The sequence below is a fragment of the Amorphus sp. MBR-141 genome, from assembly GCF_053628695.1.
In genome coordinates this window covers 359,641-375,770 of sequence record NZ_JBRJGW010000002.1, presented here as the reverse complement: position 1 = coordinate 375,770, position 16,130 = coordinate 359,641, and the positions used below count along the sequence as shown (strand labels likewise).

Genomic DNA, 16,130 nt, shown 5'->3' with positions numbered 1-16,130 from the left:
AGATCTCGCCGAGGCGATGGTGGTCGCACCGCATACGGCGGTCGACTGGCTCGTCATCGCGCCGGTGGCGCTGCCGCTGGCCGGCGGTGCCCTGTGCCTGATGCTGCGCTCGCGGATCGATCTGGCGGCGCGCCTCGCGGGCCTGATCCTCGGCATCCTCGTCATTCTCAACGTCGGTCTGGTGTACGAGGTTGCCACCAACGGCATCGTGATGATGGCGATGGGCGACTGGCTGCCGCCCTTCGGCATCGTCTTCACCGTCGACATCCTGGGCGCGATTTTCGCCCTGACCACGTCGCTCGTCGGCTTCGCCGGGGTGATCTACGCGGGGGTGGACGTCGATACCGGGCGGCGGCGGTTCGGCTTCCACACGTTCTATCTGCTGCTGATCGCCGGCGTGTCCGGCGCGTTCCTGACCGGCGACATCTTCAATCTCTACGTCTGGTTCGAGGTGCTGCTGATCGCCTCGTTCGGCCTGCTGATCCTGGGCGGCGAGCGCGCCCAGCTCGACGGCGGAGTGAAGTACGGCGTCCTCAACCTGATCGCGACCACGCTGTTCCTGGCGGCGGTCGGGCTGCTCTACGGCCTCGTCGGGACGCTGAACATGGCCGACATCGCGCTCGCCGTGCGGCAGCTTTCGCCCGGCGCGCCGATCGGCGTGATCGCGACGCTGTTCTTCGTCGCCTTCGCGATGAAGGCGGCGGCCTTCCCGCTGAACTTCTGGCTGCCGGCCTCCTATCACACGCCGCGGATCGTCGTTGCGGCGATCTTCGCCGGCCTGCTGACCAAGGTCGGCGTCTACGCCCTGCTGCGCGTCCTGGTGATGCTCCTGCCGGAGAGCCGCGCCCTCCTGGCCGATGTCGTCCTGTGGGTGGCGGTCGGCACGATGCTGGTGGGGGCGTTCGGCGCCCTCGCCCAGGGCGAGCTGCGGCGCCTGCTGGGCTACGTGGTCATCTCCGGCATCGGCATCATCATGGTCGGCGTGGCGATGGGCACCAACGAGGCGCTTGCCGGCGCGATCTTCTATTCGATCCACTCGATCATCGTGATGACCGCACTCTACCTCTCGACCGGCGCGATCGAGCGGATCACCGGCACCTCGTCGCTGCGGTCGGCAAGCGGCGTCTATCGGGCCGATCCGGCCCTCGCGACGCTGTTCCTGATCCTCGTCTTCGCCGTGTCCGGCCTGCCGCCGTTCTCCGGCTTCTGGCCGAAGGTGATGCTGGTCCAGGCGACCATCGCCAGCGGCCTCGGCTGGGTCGCCGCGGCGATCCTGGTGTCGGGCTTCCTCACCACCATCGCGATGGGACGGGTGTGGCTGCTGGTCTTCTGGCGCGACAGCGTCAGCACCGCGGCCCGGCCGGCCGCCGGGGATCCGGGCGCGCGCACGACCGTCATGGTATCTATCCTCTTGCTGGTGATCTTCGTCATCGCGCTGGGCATCCTGCCGGACGGGCTGATGCGGGCCTCGATGGAGGGCGCACGGAGCCTGACGGACCCGTCCGGTTACATCGACTCGGTGCTCGGGGCTGGAGGAAGCTGATGTCGGTTCTTCTCGCAAACGTCCTGCTTGCCCTGGCCTGGGGCGCGATCACCGGCAGCTTCGAGTTTCTCAACCTGCTGTTCGGCTTCGTGCTGGCCGCCCTGGCCCTGTCGCTCATCCGCGAACAGATCGGCACCAGCGGAGCGGTCGAGCGGGTCTGGCGCGCGTTCACGCTGGCCTGCCTGTTCCTCTACGAGCTGGTGATGTCGTCGGTGCGGGTGGCGATCATCGTGCTGTCCCCCGGGCGGACCCTGCGTCCGGCGATCATCGCCTATCCGCTTCAGGTCGACCGGGACTTCGAGATCACGCTGCTCGCCAACCTGATCACGCTGACGCCGGGCACGCTGTCGCTCGACGTATCGGAGGACCGGCAGACGCTGTTCATCCACTGCATCGACGTTCCCGACGTGGACGCCGTGATCGCCGACATCCGCAACGGGTTCGAGCGCAAGATCATGGAGACGTTCCGATGATCGACGTGAGCATGTTTCTGGAGGTCTGCGTCGACATCGCCTTCGCCCTGCTGTCGATCTCCTTCATCCTGATCGTCTACCGGATCGCGACCGGGCCGACGCTGCCGGACCGCATCCTCGCCCTCGACATGATGGTCGCCGTGGCGATCGGCTTCATCGCGACGTTCGGCGTGCGCAGCGGCTTCTATCTCTACGTGGACATCGCGATCGCGCTCGGCCTGATCGGCTTCCTGTCGACGGTCGCCTTCGCCCGCTTCCTGCTGGCGCGGGGCTCCACGGAGGACAGTCCGGTCGGGCGTGACGACGGGGAGGCCGGGTGATGGTGGCGCAGGCGATCGACCTCATCGTCGGCATCATGCTGGTGGTCGGCGCGTTCTTCGCGCTGGTGGCGGCCATCGGGCTGATCCGTCTCGACGACGTCTACATGCGGATGCACGCGGCGAGCAAGGCCGGAACTCTTGGATCCGGCGTGCTTCTTCTTGCGCTGGCGGTGGAATCCCAGCAACTCGACGTGGTCACCCGCGCCATCGCCGGCGTGGTGTTCTTCCTGCTGACGGCGCCGATATCGGCGCATCTGCTTGCCCGGGCGGCCTATCTGGTCGGGTATCGGCCCTGTAAAGCCACGTATCGCGATGCTCTCGCCGATACCATCGTCCAGCCCGAGGGCCTGGGCGACCCCGAGGCCGATTTAGAACGCGACGAGCCGGCCAAGTACACCAACTGATTGCCGGCCGCCTGTTCTCGGTTCGTCTACGGTGACTTGTCGCGTCCGGGCGGAGCTTCCATCCGGGGTGGGATCAAAACTTGGGTGAATTGTCGCTTTTTGGGGCAACGCCGAGGCGATGCCACTTGTGTTTTGAAAATTCAGACTTATACACTCGCTTAGACTGACAAGTAGACGATTCACTTTACGAGATTGATGCCGAGGAAGTTTGCGCCGACGCTGTTCGTGTATGTGGCCAAATAATGACTTCCTTCCGCCGGCATCCTCGACAGAGCCCAGCAAAAAGCGAGTTACAAATGACCGAGATGACGCAGGAACCGAATTTCATCGACCTGACGGTTGATATCGTGTCCGCCTATGTCAGCAACAATTCCGTTTCGTCGCAGGATCTCCCGAATCTCATCCATGAGGTTTACAGCGCCCTCCGCAAGACCAGCGGCGAGGCGATGGAGCCGGAGCCGGAGCCGTTGAAGCCCGCCGTTCCGCTGAAGAAGTCGGTGACGCCGGACTACATCATCTGCCTGGAGGACGGGAAGAAGTTCAAGTCGCTGAAGCGTCACCTGCGCACCCACTACAACCTGTCGCCGGAAGAATATCGGGAGAAGTGGGGCCTGGCCGCGGACTATCCGATGGTCGCGCCGAACTACGCTGCCGCCCGCTCCGAGCTTGCCAAGCGCATGGGCCTCGGCCAGCAGCGCAGCCGCACCCCGGTCAAGGGCCGCAAGTCCTGATCTGAGGCGCGTCCGAACCGATCGACCGCCGCGCGCGGCGGCATCGGTGTCGACGGCCTGAACCGGCGACGGTCAAGACAATGAGCCCGCGGGATCTCCCGCGGGCTTTTTTGTGCGCGCATGGCGGAAGGCCCGGGGGCGGGCCATCACCCCGCTGGCGGCGCCAGTCCGGCGCGCTCGCTCGCCAGCGCCTGCTTCAGCGCCAGATGGCGGTTGAGGTCGTAGGTCCAGTGGCCGGCGACCCCGCGCCGGCGCTCGGCCCTCAGCGCCCGCGCCAGCCTGCCGATGACGGTGCGCCGCCCTGGCGGCGACAGATCGGCGCGCTCGGCGTCGGTCAGCGGAACCAGGCGGCCGATCTGGGCGCGCGTCATGCGCGGCGCGCGGGAGGCCCGGTCGGCGACCGGGCCGGGCAGGTCGGCGGGGGCTGGAGGCCAGTGGCGCATCGGATCACGACTCCTGGAGGGGCAACGGCTCCAGTGTGCAGGCGCGCGCGGCACCGGGGACAAGTCGGCGCGGGATGACCACAGATGCACGCAAGAGTTGAATATATTCTTCATTGACTATTAGTAGGAGAAAGTTATCCCCGCATCCCCCGACCCATCGTAAAACCGTCGTATAGGGATAAAATCCTAATTTCGCGGTGGACGGCCGGAGTGGCCGGCGTTCCGTCAGAGGAGGTGCGTGGCGATGTGGGATGCGTGTCGGACAGATCGGACGGAGGGCAGGCAGGATGGCGGGCAGGCGACGGCGGAGCGGCTGGCGGTGCGCGGGGTGATCGAGGCGACCGTGGCGGCGAGCTTCGATCTGCCCGTCGCGGAGCTCGGGGCCGCGACGCGGCGCCAGGCTCCGGTGGCGTTCGCCCGCCAGGTGGCGATGTACGTCGCGCACGTGGGGCTCGGCATGTCGCTCACCGAAACCGGGGCCCTGTTCGGGCGCGACCGGACGACGGCCGCCCATGCCTGCCGGGTGGTGGAGGACCGCCGCGACGACGGCGACCTCGACTGCCTGCTGGACGCCATCGAGGCGGTGGTCGTGTCCTGGATGCTGACGCTCGACTGGTGCCGGTCGGCCGGGCTGCCCGCACCGGCGGGCGAGCGCCCGGCATGACCGGCCCGCGCAGCCTCCGAAAGCCGGCGCCGACGGCGCCCGGCATCGATCTGGAGGAGAGCCCGCTGGGCTGGCTGGCGCGCCGGCGCGACAAGTCCGGCAGGCCGATCCTAGAGCCCGCCCAGTTGATGGCCGGCGAGCGGCTGCGGGCAGACTTCACGCGCGGCCAGATGATGCCGCGCATGTCGGTCGACCTGTCGCTCGGCATGAATGGCGGCGGCCGCGGCCGTCGGTCCGGGGGTGGGCAGGACCTGTCGGATTCAGCACTTGCCGCCCGCGAGCGGGTGAACCGGGCGCTTGGCGCGGTCGGCCCGGAGCTCTCCGGCCTGCTGGTCGATGTCTGCTGCTTCCTGAAGGGGCTGGAGCTGGTCGAGCGGGAGCGGGCGTGGCCGTCGCGATCGGCAAAGGTGGTGCTGCTGATCGCGCTGTCGCGGCTGGCCGATCACTATGGCTACGGCGGCACGGCGCGGGGTGCGGCGCGCTCCGCCGGCCCGACCCATTGGGGTGCCGACGACTACCGGCCCCGGATCGATCCGTGACGGGCAGACGGCGGCGCGGGGCGGCCGTGCCGCGGTATGGTCAGGCGTCGACGAGGGCGCGTTCGGCGTCGCGGCGGATGCGCCCGACCATCGCCGACAGGCCGTTCGACCGCTGCGGAGTCAGATGCTCGCGCAGGCCGAGCGTGCCGAGCGTGGCTTCCGGGTCGAGCGTCAGGATCTCCGACGCGGTGCGGCCGGAATAGAGGGCCAGCAGGATGGCGACGAGGCCGCGCACGATGTGGGCGTCGCTGTCGCCCTGAAACTGCAGGTGCGGCCCATCCGCTGCGTCGGTCACGTGGGTTTCCAGCCACACCTGGGACACGCAGCCACGCACCTTGTTGGCTTCGGTCCGCGCGGCGTCCGGGAACGGCGGAAGCTCCTTGCCCAGCTCGATCACGTAGCGGTAGCGCTCTTCCCAGTCATCGATCAGCTCGAACGCCTCGACGATGGTGGCGATATCCTGAACGTCGTCGGTCATCGGGTCTCCCTGTCGGCTTTCCTCCCATATAGAGACGATCGCGCCGAGGGGAAACGCCTGGCGCCAAGAGAAGTCGCGGTGGCGGAAGGGAGCTGCCGGAGGTCGGCGCAGGGTCAGACGGGCGGGCGCCGGTCGCCGCCGGCCTGCCACTCGGGGGCGCGGTCGTCGGGGGTCAGCGTGCCGGTGGCTGCCGGCGGAACCGCGGCGGTGCCGTCTTCGTCGCCGGCCAGAGCCTCGTCGAGGATGTAGGCCAGCGTTGCCGCACCGTCGCGCAGGCGCGTGCCCAGGGCGGAGAGCACCGAGCGTCCGGCGTCGCAGGCGTCGGCCTGGCGGTCGCAGAAGCCCGAGACATCGGTGACCGCGCCCTGCAGGGCGGTGACGGCCTCCTTCGAAGAGACTTCCGGCTGGGGATTTTCCTGGGCAAGGGGCGCGGCGGATGCCGTGTCCCGAGGCTCTGGCCGCGATTGCGCGAACGGCAGCACGAGCAGAACGATCGTGAACCAGAACGCAGCGCGAATGAGAAATCCGATCATGGGTCTCGTCCGAACGTTGAAGCACGGGATGCGGCGCAACGCTTGAGGGGATGGCAGCCGACGGTGGCGATCCTCGCACACGGCGTTTGAAGGTTCGGTTGTCCCGATCGCGACAATTCGATCGATTCGCCGGGGTGCGTCTGCGGGTGCGCACCGCAGCGGAGCCCGGCGCCCGGCGCCCGAACGTGGCGGGAAGGAGGCAGGTTCAGCGTTCCTTAAGGGGCGTGCGGCAACACTCCGCCAGCAACGAGGGCCCGCCGGGGCCGCTCGATCCGACGAGCCCCTGACCGCCAAGCAGCCGGAAGACGATAGAACGTGACCGCGATGAAGGCAGATCGAACCCGCCGGACCAGGGAGCCGGACGAGGAGGAGGCGATCGGCCTTGCCGGCCGCGCGGTCGCGGCCGTGCGTGCCCGGCCGAAGGCGGTGCTGCTGACGGTTGCCGCCGTGGTGTCGATGACGGCGATCTCGGTCAACGCGCTCTACCTCCAGACCGGCAAGCATCCCGCGCCGATGTTCGCCCACCAGCCGCCGGCGGTGCGGACCGCATCGCTGCCAGGTGACGTGGACACCGCGCCCACTTCCGCGCCGACCGGAGCGCCGTCGCAGGCCGGGGCATCGGCCGCGCCGTCGCCACCCCCGGACAACCTGGTCGCCGAAATCCAGACGGCACTGAAGGCGCGCGGCCTCTACACCGACGCCGTCGATAGCGCCATGGGACCGGCGACGCGGGCCGCGATCTCCGCCTATGAGCAGAAGATGGGCCTCGACGTGACCGGGGCGCCGAGCCTTGGGCTGCTGGCAAGCCTTTCCGCGCCGCCGCCAAAGCCGTCTTCCTCCGCGCCGTCGCAATCCTCGCAGACCGCGTCCGCGCCCTCGCGCGCCCTCGTGCAGCGGCTGCAGAAGGCACTGGTTGCGGCGGGCTACGGACCGATCACGGTCGACGGGCTCTACGGATCGGAGACCGCCGGTGCGATCCGGCGCTATCAGCTCGACCACGGCATGTCGGTGAACGGAACGGTCTCCGATCCGCTGCTGGCCCGGCTCGGGGTTGCGCCGACGCAGCCGGAAGGCTAGCCCCTGTCGGCCGCCGACGTCGTCGGCGTGCCGCGAACCCCGGATCTGACCTCCCATGCGCCTCACCTCGTCGATCTGGGTCTCGGCCTACCTCCGGCGCTGCCAAAGCGAGGGCGTCTACGGCGTCGTCGCGCGGCACGGCGCGGAGGAGGCGGGGGCGATCTTCCTGAGGGTGAACCGGCTCGACGGCACCTGCGACCTCTACGGGCCGGCGCCGCAGTCGCTGTCCGGGGAGGGCGCCGTCGAAGGGTGGGGGGGACGAAGCTTCGAGCCGCTGCTCCTCGGCCGGCCGGAGGCGGAGGCCGACGACCGCATCGCCCGCGAGCGCAACTTCGATTCCGATCTGTGGCTGGTGGAGATCGACGACAGGCAGGGGCGGATCTTCGTCGACTGAGGCGGCGATGCTCAGCTGGCGAATGCGGGCTCGGCCAGGCGTTCGAACGCCGGGCGGGCGATCAGGTAGCCCTGCACGAGTTCGACGCCGAGATCGGCGAGGACGTCCAGTTCGCCGCGGGTTTCCACGCCTTCCCCGAGCGGCCGGATGCCGAACTCCTCAAGCATCCGCACGACGTGCTTGAGCACGGTGCGCCTGGCCGGCTCGGTGTCCACGTCGCGCACGAGATTCATGTCCAGCTTCACGATGTCCGGCTGGAAGCGCGAGAGCAGCGACAGGCCGGCCTGGCCTGCACCGAAGTCGTCGATGGCCGTCTTGAAGCCGATGGACCGGTAGCTCTCGAGGATGTTCACCACGTGCGGCACGTCGACGGATTCGTCTTCGGTGAACTCGAAGATGATCTGCTCCAGCGGGAATCCGGTCTGGCGCGCGGCCATCAGGGTCCGCCGGATGCAGGCCGCGGGTTCGTAGACGGCATTGGGAAAGAAGTTGATCGAGAGGTTCTCGCCCGACGCGGCAAGTCCGAGATCGGTGGCCATCTCGATCGCGCGAACCCGGATCTGCTGGTCGAACGCGTAACGGTTCTGGGGCGTGAGCTGCGACAGCACCGCTTTCGCGCCTTCGCCGTTCGGCCCGCGGACCAGCGCCTCGTGGGCGAAGACGGACCTGCTGGAAAGGTCGACGATCGGCTGAAACGCCATCGAAAAGGGCAGTTCGAAGGCCTCGCCGTCGCGGCAGCCCTCACACACGACATTCACGCAGACTCATCTCCGGTTTCGTTGCGCCCGCCGCCGGGTGCCCGGGAAACGTAACATTCCGGGGCCGTCGATCGTTCCCGCTCTCCCCGCAACTCGGAGGGGGGTGGACCAGCTCAGGCCCTCAGGCGAGGCGTGGCAAGTTGCTCGAACGCCGGCCGCGCAAACAGGTAGCCCTGGAGGAGCCCGACGCCGAGGTCCGTCAGGGCCGTGAACTCGCCATGGGTTTCCACGCCTCCGCAGATGGGGCGGATGCCGAGGTCTCTGAACCAGCCAAGTGCGCGTTTCACCACCCGGCGCTTGGCAGCGTCGGTGTCGATGTTGCGCACCAGCCGCATGTCGATCTTCACGAAATCGGGTTGAAACTTGGATAGGAGTTCCAGGCTCGCCGCGGTCGGCCCGAAATTGTCGAGGCCGGTCCGCACGCCCGCCGCACGGTAGGCGCTCAGCACCTCGATCGTGTGGGCGACGTCCAGCCACTTGGTGTCCCGGCACTCGAATATGATCCGTTCGAGCGGAAGCCGGGCGTGCTCGGCCATGTTGAATGTCTTCGCCAGACTGTCGAGCGGATCGCGGACGATGCCGGGGCTGAAATTGATCGAGAGGTTGGCGGTCGTCTCCGGAAGGTGTAGTCGCTCGGCGAGCCGGATCGCCGTCTGGCGGCACTGCTGGTCGAATGCGTATCCTTCGCCGGAGCCGACGTTGACGAGAACCCTCGGCGCTCCCTCACCCTGCGGCCCCCGGACCAGTGCCTCGTGTGCGAATACGCTCTCGCCAGCCAGATCGACGATCGGCTGGAACGCCATTGTCAAACGCTTGTTGAACTCCAACCCCACTTCGCTTGTGCTGCCTTCTCGGGACGTCTGCTGCCCCCCGGATTGTCCGGCTCCTACTATACACGAATATAGTATTACGTCATTTCGCCTGTTCTATCGTTGTTCGACGGGATCGGTTCGTTCGGCGTTTCGATCTGGCATATGTCCATTTTAATCCCATTTCATTTAGGAAAACTGAGGAAATTTCGGACCCTGATCGGTTCCCAGCCTGAAAGTCGGAGTGGAATGCCCGGACCGTACGACCCTTTGACCCTTGCCGATCTTGCCGACGGCGCCGCTCCGCCCGAGGCCGGGCCGGTGGAGCGGCCGTTCTGGGAGACCAAGACGCTCGAGGAGATGAGCGGCCCCGAGTGGGAGTCGCTCTGCGACGGCTGCGCCCGCTGCTGCCTCAACAAGCTGGAGGACTGGGACACCGGCGAGATCCACTGGACCAACATCGCCTGCCGGCTGCTCGACGACGACAGCTGCCGATGCCACGATTACGCCAACCGCACCGACACGGTCCCCGACTGCATCCCCCTCGATCCGGAGGCGATCCGCGAGCTCACCTGGCTGCCCCCCACCTGCGGCTACCGGCTCGTCGGCGAGGGCAAGCCGCTGTTCTGGTGGCATCCGCTTGTCTCAGGCGATCCGGACACGGTGCACCAGGCCGGCATCTCGGTGCGGGGCCGGACGATCTCGGAAGAGGGGATCGAGCTCGAGGACTACGAGTACCACCTGGCCGCCTGGCCCGGTGAGGAGTGAGCGCGCCCGCGCGAAGCGTTTGACCGCGCGAGGGCGCTTCTATCTCGGCGCCGTCGCGCCCACCGGCACCGACCGGTCCACCACGTCGCGCAGCGCGAAGCTCGACTGGATACGCGCCACGTGCGGCAGCCGCGACAGCTGGCTCTTGTGGATGTGCTCGTAGTCCTCGATGTCGCGCGCCATCACGATCACCAGATAGTCGTCGCTGCCGGCCATCAGGAAGCAGCGCGTCACCGACGGGCAGGTGACGATCGCCGCCTCGAAGGTGGAGAGCGCCTCCTCCGACTGGCTGTCCAGCGTGATGCGGACGATGACGGTGGCGCTCATGCCGAGCGCCTTGAGCCCGAGCACCGCCCGGTACCCGGCGATGACGCCGCTCTCCTCCAGCAGGCGCTGGCGCCGCGCCACCGCGGTCGGCGACAGTCCGATCCGCTCGGCGAGCTCGACATGACTGGCACGCCCGGCGTCGGCAAGGGCGTCGATCAGCTTGAGGTCGAGGCGGTCGAGTTTCATAGATCGCCGGATTCCATCACAGGTGGCTGACGTCGCGACGGTATCACGCGCAAATTCGCCGCGCGAGCCCGCAGAAAGCCCGGAAACAATGCGCCATCGGCATTATCTGACGAGGATCGACGAATTGACCATGCAATGGGAGCGGAAGACATGCTTGTCGGTGTGCCGAAAGAGATCAAGCCACAGGAATACCGCGTCGGCCTCACGCCGGCGTCGGTGCGCGAATACGTGGCCGCGGGCCACGACGTGATCGTCGAGTGCGGGGCCGGGGAGGGCATCCATGCCGACGACGCGACCTACGAGGCGGCCGGCGCCCGCATCGCCGCCGACGCGAAGGCCGTGTTCGACGCGGCCGACATGATCGTCAAGGTGAAGGAGCCCCAGCCGGTCGAGTGGGCCATGCTCCGTCCGGGCCAGATCCTCTTCACCTACCTTCATCTTGCCCCCGATCCCGAGCAGACGAAGGGGCTCATTGCCTCCGGCGCAACCGCGATCGCCTACGAGACCGTCACCGACCGCCTCGGCGGCCAGCCGCTGCTGGCGCCGATGAGCGAAGTCGCCGGGCGGCTGGCGATCGAGGCGGCCTGCTTCTCGCTGCGCCGCAATTCCGGCGGGCGGGGCCTGCTGATGGGCGGGGTACCCGGCGTCGCCCCGGCCCGCGTCGTGGTGATCGGCGGCGGCGTCGTCGGCACCCATGCGGCGCGCATGGCCGTCGGGCTGGGCGCGGAGGTGACCATCCTCGATCGGTCGGTGCCGCGACTGCGGGTGCTCGACGACCAGTTCGACGGCCGCGTGCGCACCGTCTACTCCACCACCGATGCGCTGGAGACGGAGGTGCTCGCCGCCGACGTTGTCATCGGCGCAGTGCTGGTGCCGGGTGCCGCGGCACCGAAGCTCGTGCGCCGGCCGCTGCTGAAGCGGATGAAGCCGGGCTCGGTGGTGGTCGACGTGGCCATCGACCAGGGCGGCTGCTTTGAAACCTCCCACGCCACGACGCACGACGACCCCACCTACGAGGTCGACGGGGTGATCCACTACTGCGTGGCCAACATGCCCGGCGCCGTGCCGATGACGTCGGCGGCGGCGCTCAACAACGCCACGCTGCCGTTCGGTCTGGCGCTGGCGACCAAGGGGCTCGCGGCGCTGACCGACGATCCGCACCTGCTTGCCGGCCTCAACGTCCACCGCGGCCAGGTGACCAACCGGGCGGTGGCCGACAGTCTCGGCCTGCCGTTCGTGGCGCCGGCGGTGGCTCTGTCAGCGGGTGCCGCCGCCGCGGCCGCCTGAGGCGCGCCGGTTCCGACAGCCCCGGCGGATCGGGACATCGCCAGAGGGAGGAGCGGCTAGCTCCTCCCTTTTTCATGTTCGGCTTGCCGAGGGCTCCGTTCGGCCCCACAATCCATAATTGCAAGGTCGGGACGCGCACGGCGCCGCCCGCTCAAGAGCCGGAACAATCCGGCCGAAGCCGACAGCTGGAAGCTGGAGCCGTTTCCTTGCGCGGTCAGGTCCGACCGCCCGGGTGGAAGCCGGCTCAAGGGGAGGAACCATGGTCCACACGATCCATTCGCTTGTCCGGCGGGTCCTGCCCGCTGCCGCCGCCTGCCTGTTGCTGCCGCTGGGCGCCCACGCCGAAACCCTCAAGCTCGCGCATTTCGTGGCGCCCGCCCACATCGTCACCAGCTCGGTGGTCGATCCCCTGGTCGAGGGCGTGGCCAAGTCGAGCAACGGGGACCTGGTCATCGAGGTCTATCCGGGCGGCGAACTGGGCGCCGGACCGATGGAGCAGTATGTCCGCGCGCTGAACGGCGTGGCCGACATCACCTGGGGCGTCTCGGGCTACACCTCGTCGCAGTTTCCGAAGTCGATGATCGCCGAGATGCCCGGCGCCTTCCCCGACAAGGGCAAGGGCTACGAGGCGATCTGGCGCGCCTACGACAAGCACCTGACGGGCGAGTATCCGGGCACGATCCCGCTGGCGCTGTGGGTCAGCGAGCCCAGCGTGTTCATCATGCGCGACAAGCAGATCCGCACGCCGGCCGACCTCAAGGGCCTGAAGATCCGGGTGTCGGGCGACGTGTCGGCGAAGCTCATGGAGGCGTTCGGGGCGACGCCGGTCCACATGTCGGCCTCGGAGACCTACAACGCGCTGCAGACCGGCCTCGTCGACGGCTGCGTGACCGGGGCGAGCGCCATCCGCGACTTCAAGTTCGACGAGGTCGCCAACAGCTTCACCGTCGGTCCGGCGCTCGGCAGCGTGATGTTCTATCTGGTCATGAACCGCGACAGGTACGATGCGCTCCCCGAGGCGCAGCGGGCGGCGCTCGACGCCAACATCGGCGAGGCGTTGTCGGGCAGCGGCGAGGCCGGCTGGAACAAGCGCGCCGAGGAAACGCTGGCGGCGCTCAAGGCCGATCCGGCGAAGACGGTGATCGTGCTGTCGGAGGCCGAGAGCAAGCCGTTCGACGACATCGCGTTCGCGCTCCGCGACAAGGTCATCAAGGAGATGGACGCCAACGGTCTCGACGCCTCGGCCACGCTTGCGACCATGCAGGGCAAGTGAGCCGGCACGTCCGGACGGGCGGATTCGGGATCGCGCGGCGGGTGGCGGATGGTCTGGCCGACCTCTCGGTGGCCATCGGCGGCGCCGCCCTCGTCGCCGCCGGCGCGATCATCGTCATCGACGTGATCGGACGGGTGTTCGGGGCGCCGCTGCGCGGGGCCCAGGATCTCGCGCAGATGGCGCTGGTGCTGATCGTCTTCGGCGGCATGGCATTCTGCGACCGGATCGGCGGCCATGTCACGGTCGACCTGTTCGAGACCAGCTTCTCGGCGCGGGCGAACCTGTGGTTCGCGGCGTTCGCCAACGCGCTCGGGGCGCTGATCTTCGTCCTCATCGCGGTGGAGATCTGGGAGTCCTCGCAGATCTCGCGGATGCTGCATCTCGCCACCAACATCCTGAAGTTGCCGAAGGCGCCGTTCCAGTACGCGGTCGCCGCGTTCTGCGTGATCACCGCGCTGGGTATGCTGGTGCGGATGGCCGACGGCATCGGCCGGGCAAGGGCGGCGCGGGCGGTCGAGCCCGAGACCGCCGGCCGCGCCCCGTGACGGCGGTCGCCGCCGGGCTTGCGGGGCTGGCGGTCTTCCTCGCGCTCCTGGTCATCCGGGTCCCGGTGGCGTTCGCCATGTTCGTGGTCGGCATCGTCGGCGTGTCGGTGTTCAACTCGCCGTCGTCGGCGCTGAGCCTGCTTGCCAGCGAGAGCTTCACGCTCGCCTCCAGCACCGAGCTGATCGTCGTGCCGCTGTTCATCCTGATGGGCAACATCGCCACCGAGGCGGGCATGAGCCGCCGGCTCTACGACGCTGCCTATGCCTGGATCGGCGCGGTGCGCGGTGGGCTCGCCTCGGCCACCATCGTCGGCTGCGCGGGGTTTGCCGCGCTGTGCGGCTCGTCGGTCGCCTCGGCGCTCACCATGGGGCGGGTGTCGCTCGGCGAGATGAAGCGGTTCGCCTACAGCGACCGGCTGTCGACCGGCGCGGTGGCCGCCGGCGGCACCCTCGGCATCCTCATCCCGCCGTCTACCGGCTTCGTCGTCTACGCGATCCTCACCCAGCAATCGATCGGCCGTCTGTTCCTCGCGGGCGTCGTGCCGGGCATCCTGCTGGCGACGCTGTTCGTCCTCGCCATCACTCTCGTCGCCTGGCTCCGGCCGGAGGAAGCACCGCGCGGCCCGTCGGTCGGCTGGCGCGAGAAGCGGGCGGCGACGACCGGCGCGCTGCCAATCCTGGCGATCATCCTGATCACCATCGGCGGCATCTACATGGGCATCTTCTCGCCGATCGAGGCGGCGGCGGTGGGGGCGGCGCTGGCGCTGCTGTTCGCCGTCCTCGGCCGAACCCTGTCGATGGCCGGCTTCCTGAAGGCGGTCCGCGACGCGGTGGCGACCACGGCGACGGTGATGCTGATCCTGATCGCCGCCCACATCATCAACCCGTTCATCGCGCTCACCCGCATCCCGGCGGTGGTGGGGGAAGCGCTCACCAGCCTGCCGCTCGGCCCCACCGGCATCATGCTGGTCATCCTCGCCTGCTACCTGGTGCTCGGCTGCTTCCTGGAGGGGCTGTCGATGCTGGTGCTCACCATGCCGATCTTCTTTCCGCTGGTGACGTCGCTCGGCTTCGATCCGATCTGGTTCGGCGTCGTCGTCGTCATCACCCTGGAGATGGGGCTGATCAGCCCGCCGGTGGGCGTCAACGTGTTCATCGTCAAGTCGGTCGCCCCCGACGTGCCGCTGAAGGAGATCTTCGCCGGCGTCGCGCCGTTCTGGCTCGCCATGCTGGTGCTGGTCATCCTGCTGGTGATGTTCCCGGACCTTGCGCTCCTGCTGCCGGACACGATGATCGGGTGAGGAGAAGGCGGAAACCGCCGCACAGCCGAGGGAGAGAGACATGAAGCGCAGCGACGACCGCATCCTGACCACCCATGTCGGCAGCCTGCCGCGCCCTGAGGCGCTGCTCGACGCCGTCGCCGAGCTGCGCAGGGGCGGCGACCGGGCGGTTTTCGAGGCGGTGCTGACCAGCTCCGTCGCCGACATGGTGCGCCGGCAGGCCGACGTCGGCATCGACATCGTCAACGATGGCGAGCTCGGCAAGTCGGGCTGGGCCAACTACGCGATGGAGCGCATGAGCGGCTTCGAGCCGCGCCCGGACACGCTCTATCCCGCCATCTGGCTGGGGCGCGACCGGCACCGCTTCGCCGACTTCATGAAGGCGGAGTTCCCGCGCGGTGCAGAGGGAACGCCAGGCCACGCCTGCGTCTCCGAGATCGTCTATCAGGACCGCGACAGCGTCCGCCGCGACCTCGCCAACCTGAAGGCGGCGGCGGAGGCCGTCGCCGTCCAGGACGTGTTCTTCACCTGCGTGGCGCCGGCGAGCGTCGGCTACGACGCCGCCAACGAATTCTACGGCAACGAGCACGACTACGTGTTCGCCATCGCCGATGCGCTGCGGGAGGAATACCGCGCCGTCCACGAGAGCGGGGTGGTGCTGCAGGTCGACGACGCGGTGCTCGCCAACATGTACGATCACCTGGTCGAGCAGAGCCCGGAGCGCTACCGCGAGTGGGCGGAACTCCGGGTCGCGGCCCTCAACCGTGCGCTGGAGGGCATCCCGTCCGACCGCATCCGCTACCACGTCTGCTTCGGCAGCTGGCACGTGCCGCATGTCGCCGACGCGCCGCTGTCGGCCATCGTCGACCTGATCCTGAAGGTCAACGCCGGCGCCTACGCCATCGAGGCCGCCAACGTGCGCCACGAGCACGAGTGGCGGGTCTGGGAAACGACCCGGCTGCCGGACGACAAGATCCTGATCCCCGGCGTCATCACCCACCACACGACGACGGTGGAGCATCCGCAGCTGGTGGCCGACCGGATCGTCCGTTTCGCCCGGATGGTCGGGCGCGAGAACGTCATCGCCGGCACCGACTGCGGCTTCGCCCAGGCGGAGGGCATCCAGCGGGTCCATCCGTCGGTGATGTGGGCGAAGTTCGCGAGCCTGGCCGAGGGGGCCCGCATCGCCTCCGCCGAGCTGTGGGGGTAGCGGCGCCGATGCCGGCCGCGCGGGTGCGGATCGATTTTTGGAGTGGCGGCGCCGCGCCGGGTGGCCCATTCTGGCGGCAACCGCCGCA

21 protein-coding genes are annotated in these 16,130 nt (G+C 68.5%); 15 read left to right on the top strand and 6 right to left on the bottom strand.

The window, feature by feature from the left end; translation table 11 throughout:
* Positions 1 to 16 precede the first annotated feature (16 nt).
* The 5 genes from ACSSVZ_RS04305 (at position 17) to ACSSVZ_RS04285 (ending at position 3,471) form a co-directional block, all read left to right on the top strand.
* The gene (locus ACSSVZ_RS04305) at positions 17 to 1,543 is read left to right on the top strand and encodes a Na+/H+ antiporter subunit D (protein ID WP_453968661.1); all 1,527 of its coding nucleotides are present in this window, start codon (positions 17 to 19) and stop codon (positions 1,541 to 1,543) included.
* Positions 1,543 to 2,016, top strand: coding sequence for a Na+/H+ antiporter subunit E (locus tag ACSSVZ_RS04300; protein WP_453968497.1), 474 nt, complete (start codon positions 1,543 to 1,545; stop codon positions 2,014 to 2,016). The genes ACSSVZ_RS04305 and ACSSVZ_RS04300 overlap by 1 nt, the downstream gene beginning before the upstream one ends.
* Positions 2,013 to 2,336, top strand: coding sequence for a cation:proton antiporter (locus ACSSVZ_RS04295; protein WP_453968496.1), 324 nt, complete (start codon positions 2,013 to 2,015; stop codon positions 2,334 to 2,336). The genes ACSSVZ_RS04300 and ACSSVZ_RS04295 overlap by 4 nt, the downstream gene beginning before the upstream one ends.
* On the top strand, positions 2,336 to 2,740 hold the full coding sequence (gene mnhG, locus ACSSVZ_RS04290; RefSeq protein ID WP_453968495.1) for a monovalent cation/H(+) antiporter subunit G: 405 nt from the start codon (positions 2,336 to 2,338) through the stop codon (positions 2,738 to 2,740). Before ACSSVZ_RS04295 ends, mnhG begins: the two co-directional genes overlap by 1 nt.
* Positions 2,741 to 3,036: 296 nt before the next feature.
* Positions 3,037 to 3,471: a MucR family transcriptional regulator gene (locus ACSSVZ_RS04285; protein WP_453968494.1), complete on the top strand. Its 435-nt coding sequence runs from the start codon at positions 3,037 to 3,039 to the stop codon at positions 3,469 to 3,471.
* A 146-nt stretch (positions 3,472 to 3,617) separates the two neighbouring features.
* Here ACSSVZ_RS04285 and ACSSVZ_RS04280 read toward each other — a convergent pair whose 3' ends face one another.
* The gene (locus ACSSVZ_RS04280; protein ID WP_453968493.1) at positions 3,618 to 3,914 is read right to left on the bottom strand and encodes a hypothetical protein; all 297 of its coding nucleotides are present in this window, start codon (positions 3,912 to 3,914) and stop codon (positions 3,618 to 3,620) included.
* Between the two features lie 244 nt (positions 3,915 to 4,158).
* Between ACSSVZ_RS04280 and ACSSVZ_RS04275 the strand changes: the two genes are divergently transcribed.
* A complete protein-coding gene (locus ACSSVZ_RS04275) occupies positions 4,159 to 4,578 on the top strand; it encodes a helix-turn-helix domain-containing protein (RefSeq protein ID WP_453968492.1) in 420 nt (139 codons plus the stop codon).
* Positions 4,575 to 5,117: a DUF6456 domain-containing protein gene (locus tag ACSSVZ_RS04270; RefSeq protein WP_453968491.1), complete on the top strand. Its 543-nt coding sequence runs from the start codon at positions 4,575 to 4,577 to the stop codon at positions 5,115 to 5,117. The genes ACSSVZ_RS04275 and ACSSVZ_RS04270 overlap by 4 nt, the downstream gene beginning before the upstream one ends.
* A gap of 40 nt (positions 5,118 to 5,157) precedes the next feature.
* On the opposite strand, the gene ACSSVZ_RS04265 is transcribed toward ACSSVZ_RS04270, so the two are convergent.
* Complete coding sequence (locus ACSSVZ_RS04265) at positions 5,158 to 5,595, bottom strand: SufE family protein (RefSeq protein ID WP_453968490.1); 438 nt, start codon at positions 5,593 to 5,595, stop codon at positions 5,158 to 5,160.
* Between the two features lie 113 nt (positions 5,596 to 5,708).
* Entirely contained in the window at positions 5,709 to 6,128 is a 420-nt protein-coding gene (locus tag ACSSVZ_RS04260; protein ID WP_453968489.1) for a DUF5330 domain-containing protein, read from the bottom strand.
* 324 nt (positions 6,129 to 6,452) lie between these two features.
* Here ACSSVZ_RS04260 and ACSSVZ_RS04255 point away from each other — a divergent pair, with 324 nt between their 5' ends.
* Both ACSSVZ_RS04255 and ACSSVZ_RS04250 read left to right on the top strand, forming a co-directional pair.
* Positions 6,453 to 7,205, top strand: coding sequence for a peptidoglycan-binding domain-containing protein (locus tag ACSSVZ_RS04255; protein WP_453968488.1), 753 nt, complete (start codon positions 6,453 to 6,455; stop codon positions 7,203 to 7,205).
* Positions 7,206 to 7,260: 55 nt separating this feature from the next.
* Positions 7,261 to 7,599, top strand: coding sequence for a DUF1491 family protein (locus ACSSVZ_RS04250; RefSeq protein WP_453968487.1), 339 nt, complete (start codon positions 7,261 to 7,263; stop codon positions 7,597 to 7,599).
* Between the two features lie 11 nt (positions 7,600 to 7,610).
* On the opposite strand, the gene ACSSVZ_RS04245 is transcribed toward ACSSVZ_RS04250, so the two are convergent.
* On the bottom strand, positions 7,611 to 8,357 hold the full coding sequence (locus tag ACSSVZ_RS04245) for an EAL domain-containing protein (RefSeq protein WP_453968486.1): 747 nt from the start codon (positions 8,355 to 8,357) through the stop codon (positions 7,611 to 7,613).
* A 113-nt stretch (positions 8,358 to 8,470) separates the two neighbouring features.
* The gene (locus ACSSVZ_RS04240) at positions 8,471 to 9,190 is read right to left on the bottom strand and encodes an EAL domain-containing protein (RefSeq protein ID WP_453968485.1); all 720 of its coding nucleotides are present in this window, start codon (positions 9,188 to 9,190) and stop codon (positions 8,471 to 8,473) included.
* 225 nt (positions 9,191 to 9,415) lie between these two features.
* On the opposite strand from ACSSVZ_RS04240, the gene ACSSVZ_RS04235 reads away from it, so the two are divergent.
* Positions 9,416 to 9,934, top strand: coding sequence for a YcgN family cysteine cluster protein (locus ACSSVZ_RS04235; RefSeq protein ID WP_453968484.1), 519 nt, complete (start codon positions 9,416 to 9,418; stop codon positions 9,932 to 9,934).
* 39 nt (positions 9,935 to 9,973) lie between these two features.
* On the opposite strand, the gene ACSSVZ_RS04230 is transcribed toward ACSSVZ_RS04235, so the two are convergent.
* Positions 9,974 to 10,447, bottom strand: coding sequence for an Lrp/AsnC family transcriptional regulator (locus ACSSVZ_RS04230; protein WP_453968483.1), 474 nt, complete (start codon positions 10,445 to 10,447; stop codon positions 9,974 to 9,976).
* A 150-nt stretch (positions 10,448 to 10,597) separates the two neighbouring features.
* Between ACSSVZ_RS04230 and ald the strand changes: the two genes are divergently transcribed.
* From ald to ACSSVZ_RS04205, 5 genes are all read left to right on the top strand, one after another.
* Positions 10,598 to 11,734, top strand: a complete 1,137-nt coding sequence (gene ald, locus ACSSVZ_RS04225) for an alanine dehydrogenase (protein WP_453968482.1) — start codon at positions 10,598 to 10,600, stop codon at positions 11,732 to 11,734.
* A 259-nt stretch (positions 11,735 to 11,993) separates the two neighbouring features.
* Positions 11,994 to 13,007, top strand: a complete 1,014-nt coding sequence (locus ACSSVZ_RS04220; RefSeq protein WP_453968480.1) for a TRAP transporter substrate-binding protein — start codon at positions 11,994 to 11,996, stop codon at positions 13,005 to 13,007.
* 41 nt (positions 13,008 to 13,048) lie between these two features.
* Positions 13,049 to 13,552: a TRAP transporter small permease gene (locus tag ACSSVZ_RS04215; RefSeq protein WP_453968479.1), complete on the top strand. Its 504-nt coding sequence runs from the start codon at positions 13,049 to 13,051 to the stop codon at positions 13,550 to 13,552.
* A complete protein-coding gene (locus ACSSVZ_RS04210; RefSeq protein ID WP_453968478.1) occupies positions 13,549 to 14,853 on the top strand; it encodes a TRAP transporter large permease in 1,305 nt (434 codons plus the stop codon). Before ACSSVZ_RS04215 ends, ACSSVZ_RS04210 begins: the two co-directional genes overlap by 4 nt.
* 40 nt (positions 14,854 to 14,893) lie before the next feature.
* Positions 14,894 to 16,042: a cobalamin-independent methionine synthase II family protein gene (locus tag ACSSVZ_RS04205; protein WP_453968476.1), complete on the top strand. Its 1,149-nt coding sequence runs from the start codon at positions 14,894 to 14,896 to the stop codon at positions 16,040 to 16,042.
* Positions 16,043 to 16,130: the final 88 nt, after the last annotated feature.

Bases quoted from the DNA above. Each gene is read 5' to 3' on its own strand.
- ACSSVZ_RS04220 (WP_453968480.1), top strand. From the start codon at position 11,994: ATGGTCCACACGATCCATTCGCTTGTCCGGCGGGTCCTGCCCGCTGCC.
- ACSSVZ_RS04280 (WP_453968493.1), bottom strand. From the start codon at position 3,914: ATGCGCCACTGGCCTCCAGCCCCCGCCGACCTGCCCGGCCCGGTCGCC.
- ACSSVZ_RS04275 (WP_453968492.1), top strand. From the start codon at position 4,159: ATGTGGGATGCGTGTCGGACAGATCGGACGGAGGGCAGGCAGGATGGC.
- ACSSVZ_RS04250 (WP_453968487.1), top strand. From the start codon at position 7,261: ATGCGCCTCACCTCGTCGATCTGGGTCTCGGCCTACCTCCGGCGCTGC.
- ACSSVZ_RS04285 (WP_453968494.1), top strand. From the start codon at position 3,037: ATGACCGAGATGACGCAGGAACCGAATTTCATCGACCTGACGGTTGAT.
- ACSSVZ_RS04265 (WP_453968490.1), bottom strand. From the start codon at position 5,595: ATGACCGACGACGTTCAGGATATCGCCACCATCGTCGAGGCGTTCGAG.
- ACSSVZ_RS04295 (WP_453968496.1), top strand. From the start codon at position 2,013: ATGATCGACGTGAGCATGTTTCTGGAGGTCTGCGTCGACATCGCCTTC.
- mnhG (WP_453968495.1), top strand. From the start codon at position 2,336: ATGGTGGCGCAGGCGATCGACCTCATCGTCGGCATCATGCTGGTGGTC.
- ACSSVZ_RS04270 (WP_453968491.1), top strand. From the start codon at position 4,575: ATGACCGGCCCGCGCAGCCTCCGAAAGCCGGCGCCGACGGCGCCCGGC.
- ACSSVZ_RS04305 (WP_453968661.1), top strand. From the start codon at position 17: ATGGTGGTCGCACCGCATACGGCGGTCGACTGGCTCGTCATCGCGCCG.
- ald (WP_453968482.1), top strand. From the start codon at position 10,598: ATGCTTGTCGGTGTGCCGAAAGAGATCAAGCCACAGGAATACCGCGTC.
- ACSSVZ_RS04205 (WP_453968476.1), top strand. From the start codon at position 14,894: ATGAAGCGCAGCGACGACCGCATCCTGACCACCCATGTCGGCAGCCTG.
- ACSSVZ_RS04235 (WP_453968484.1), top strand. From the start codon at position 9,416: ATGCCCGGACCGTACGACCCTTTGACCCTTGCCGATCTTGCCGACGGC.
- ACSSVZ_RS04230 (WP_453968483.1), bottom strand. From the start codon at position 10,447: ATGAAACTCGACCGCCTCGACCTCAAGCTGATCGACGCCCTTGCCGAC.
- ACSSVZ_RS04300 (WP_453968497.1), top strand. From the start codon at position 1,543: ATGTCGGTTCTTCTCGCAAACGTCCTGCTTGCCCTGGCCTGGGGCGCG.
- ACSSVZ_RS04260 (WP_453968489.1), bottom strand. From the start codon at position 6,128: ATGATCGGATTTCTCATTCGCGCTGCGTTCTGGTTCACGATCGTTCTG.
- ACSSVZ_RS04255 (WP_453968488.1), top strand. From the start codon at position 6,453: ATGAAGGCAGATCGAACCCGCCGGACCAGGGAGCCGGACGAGGAGGAG.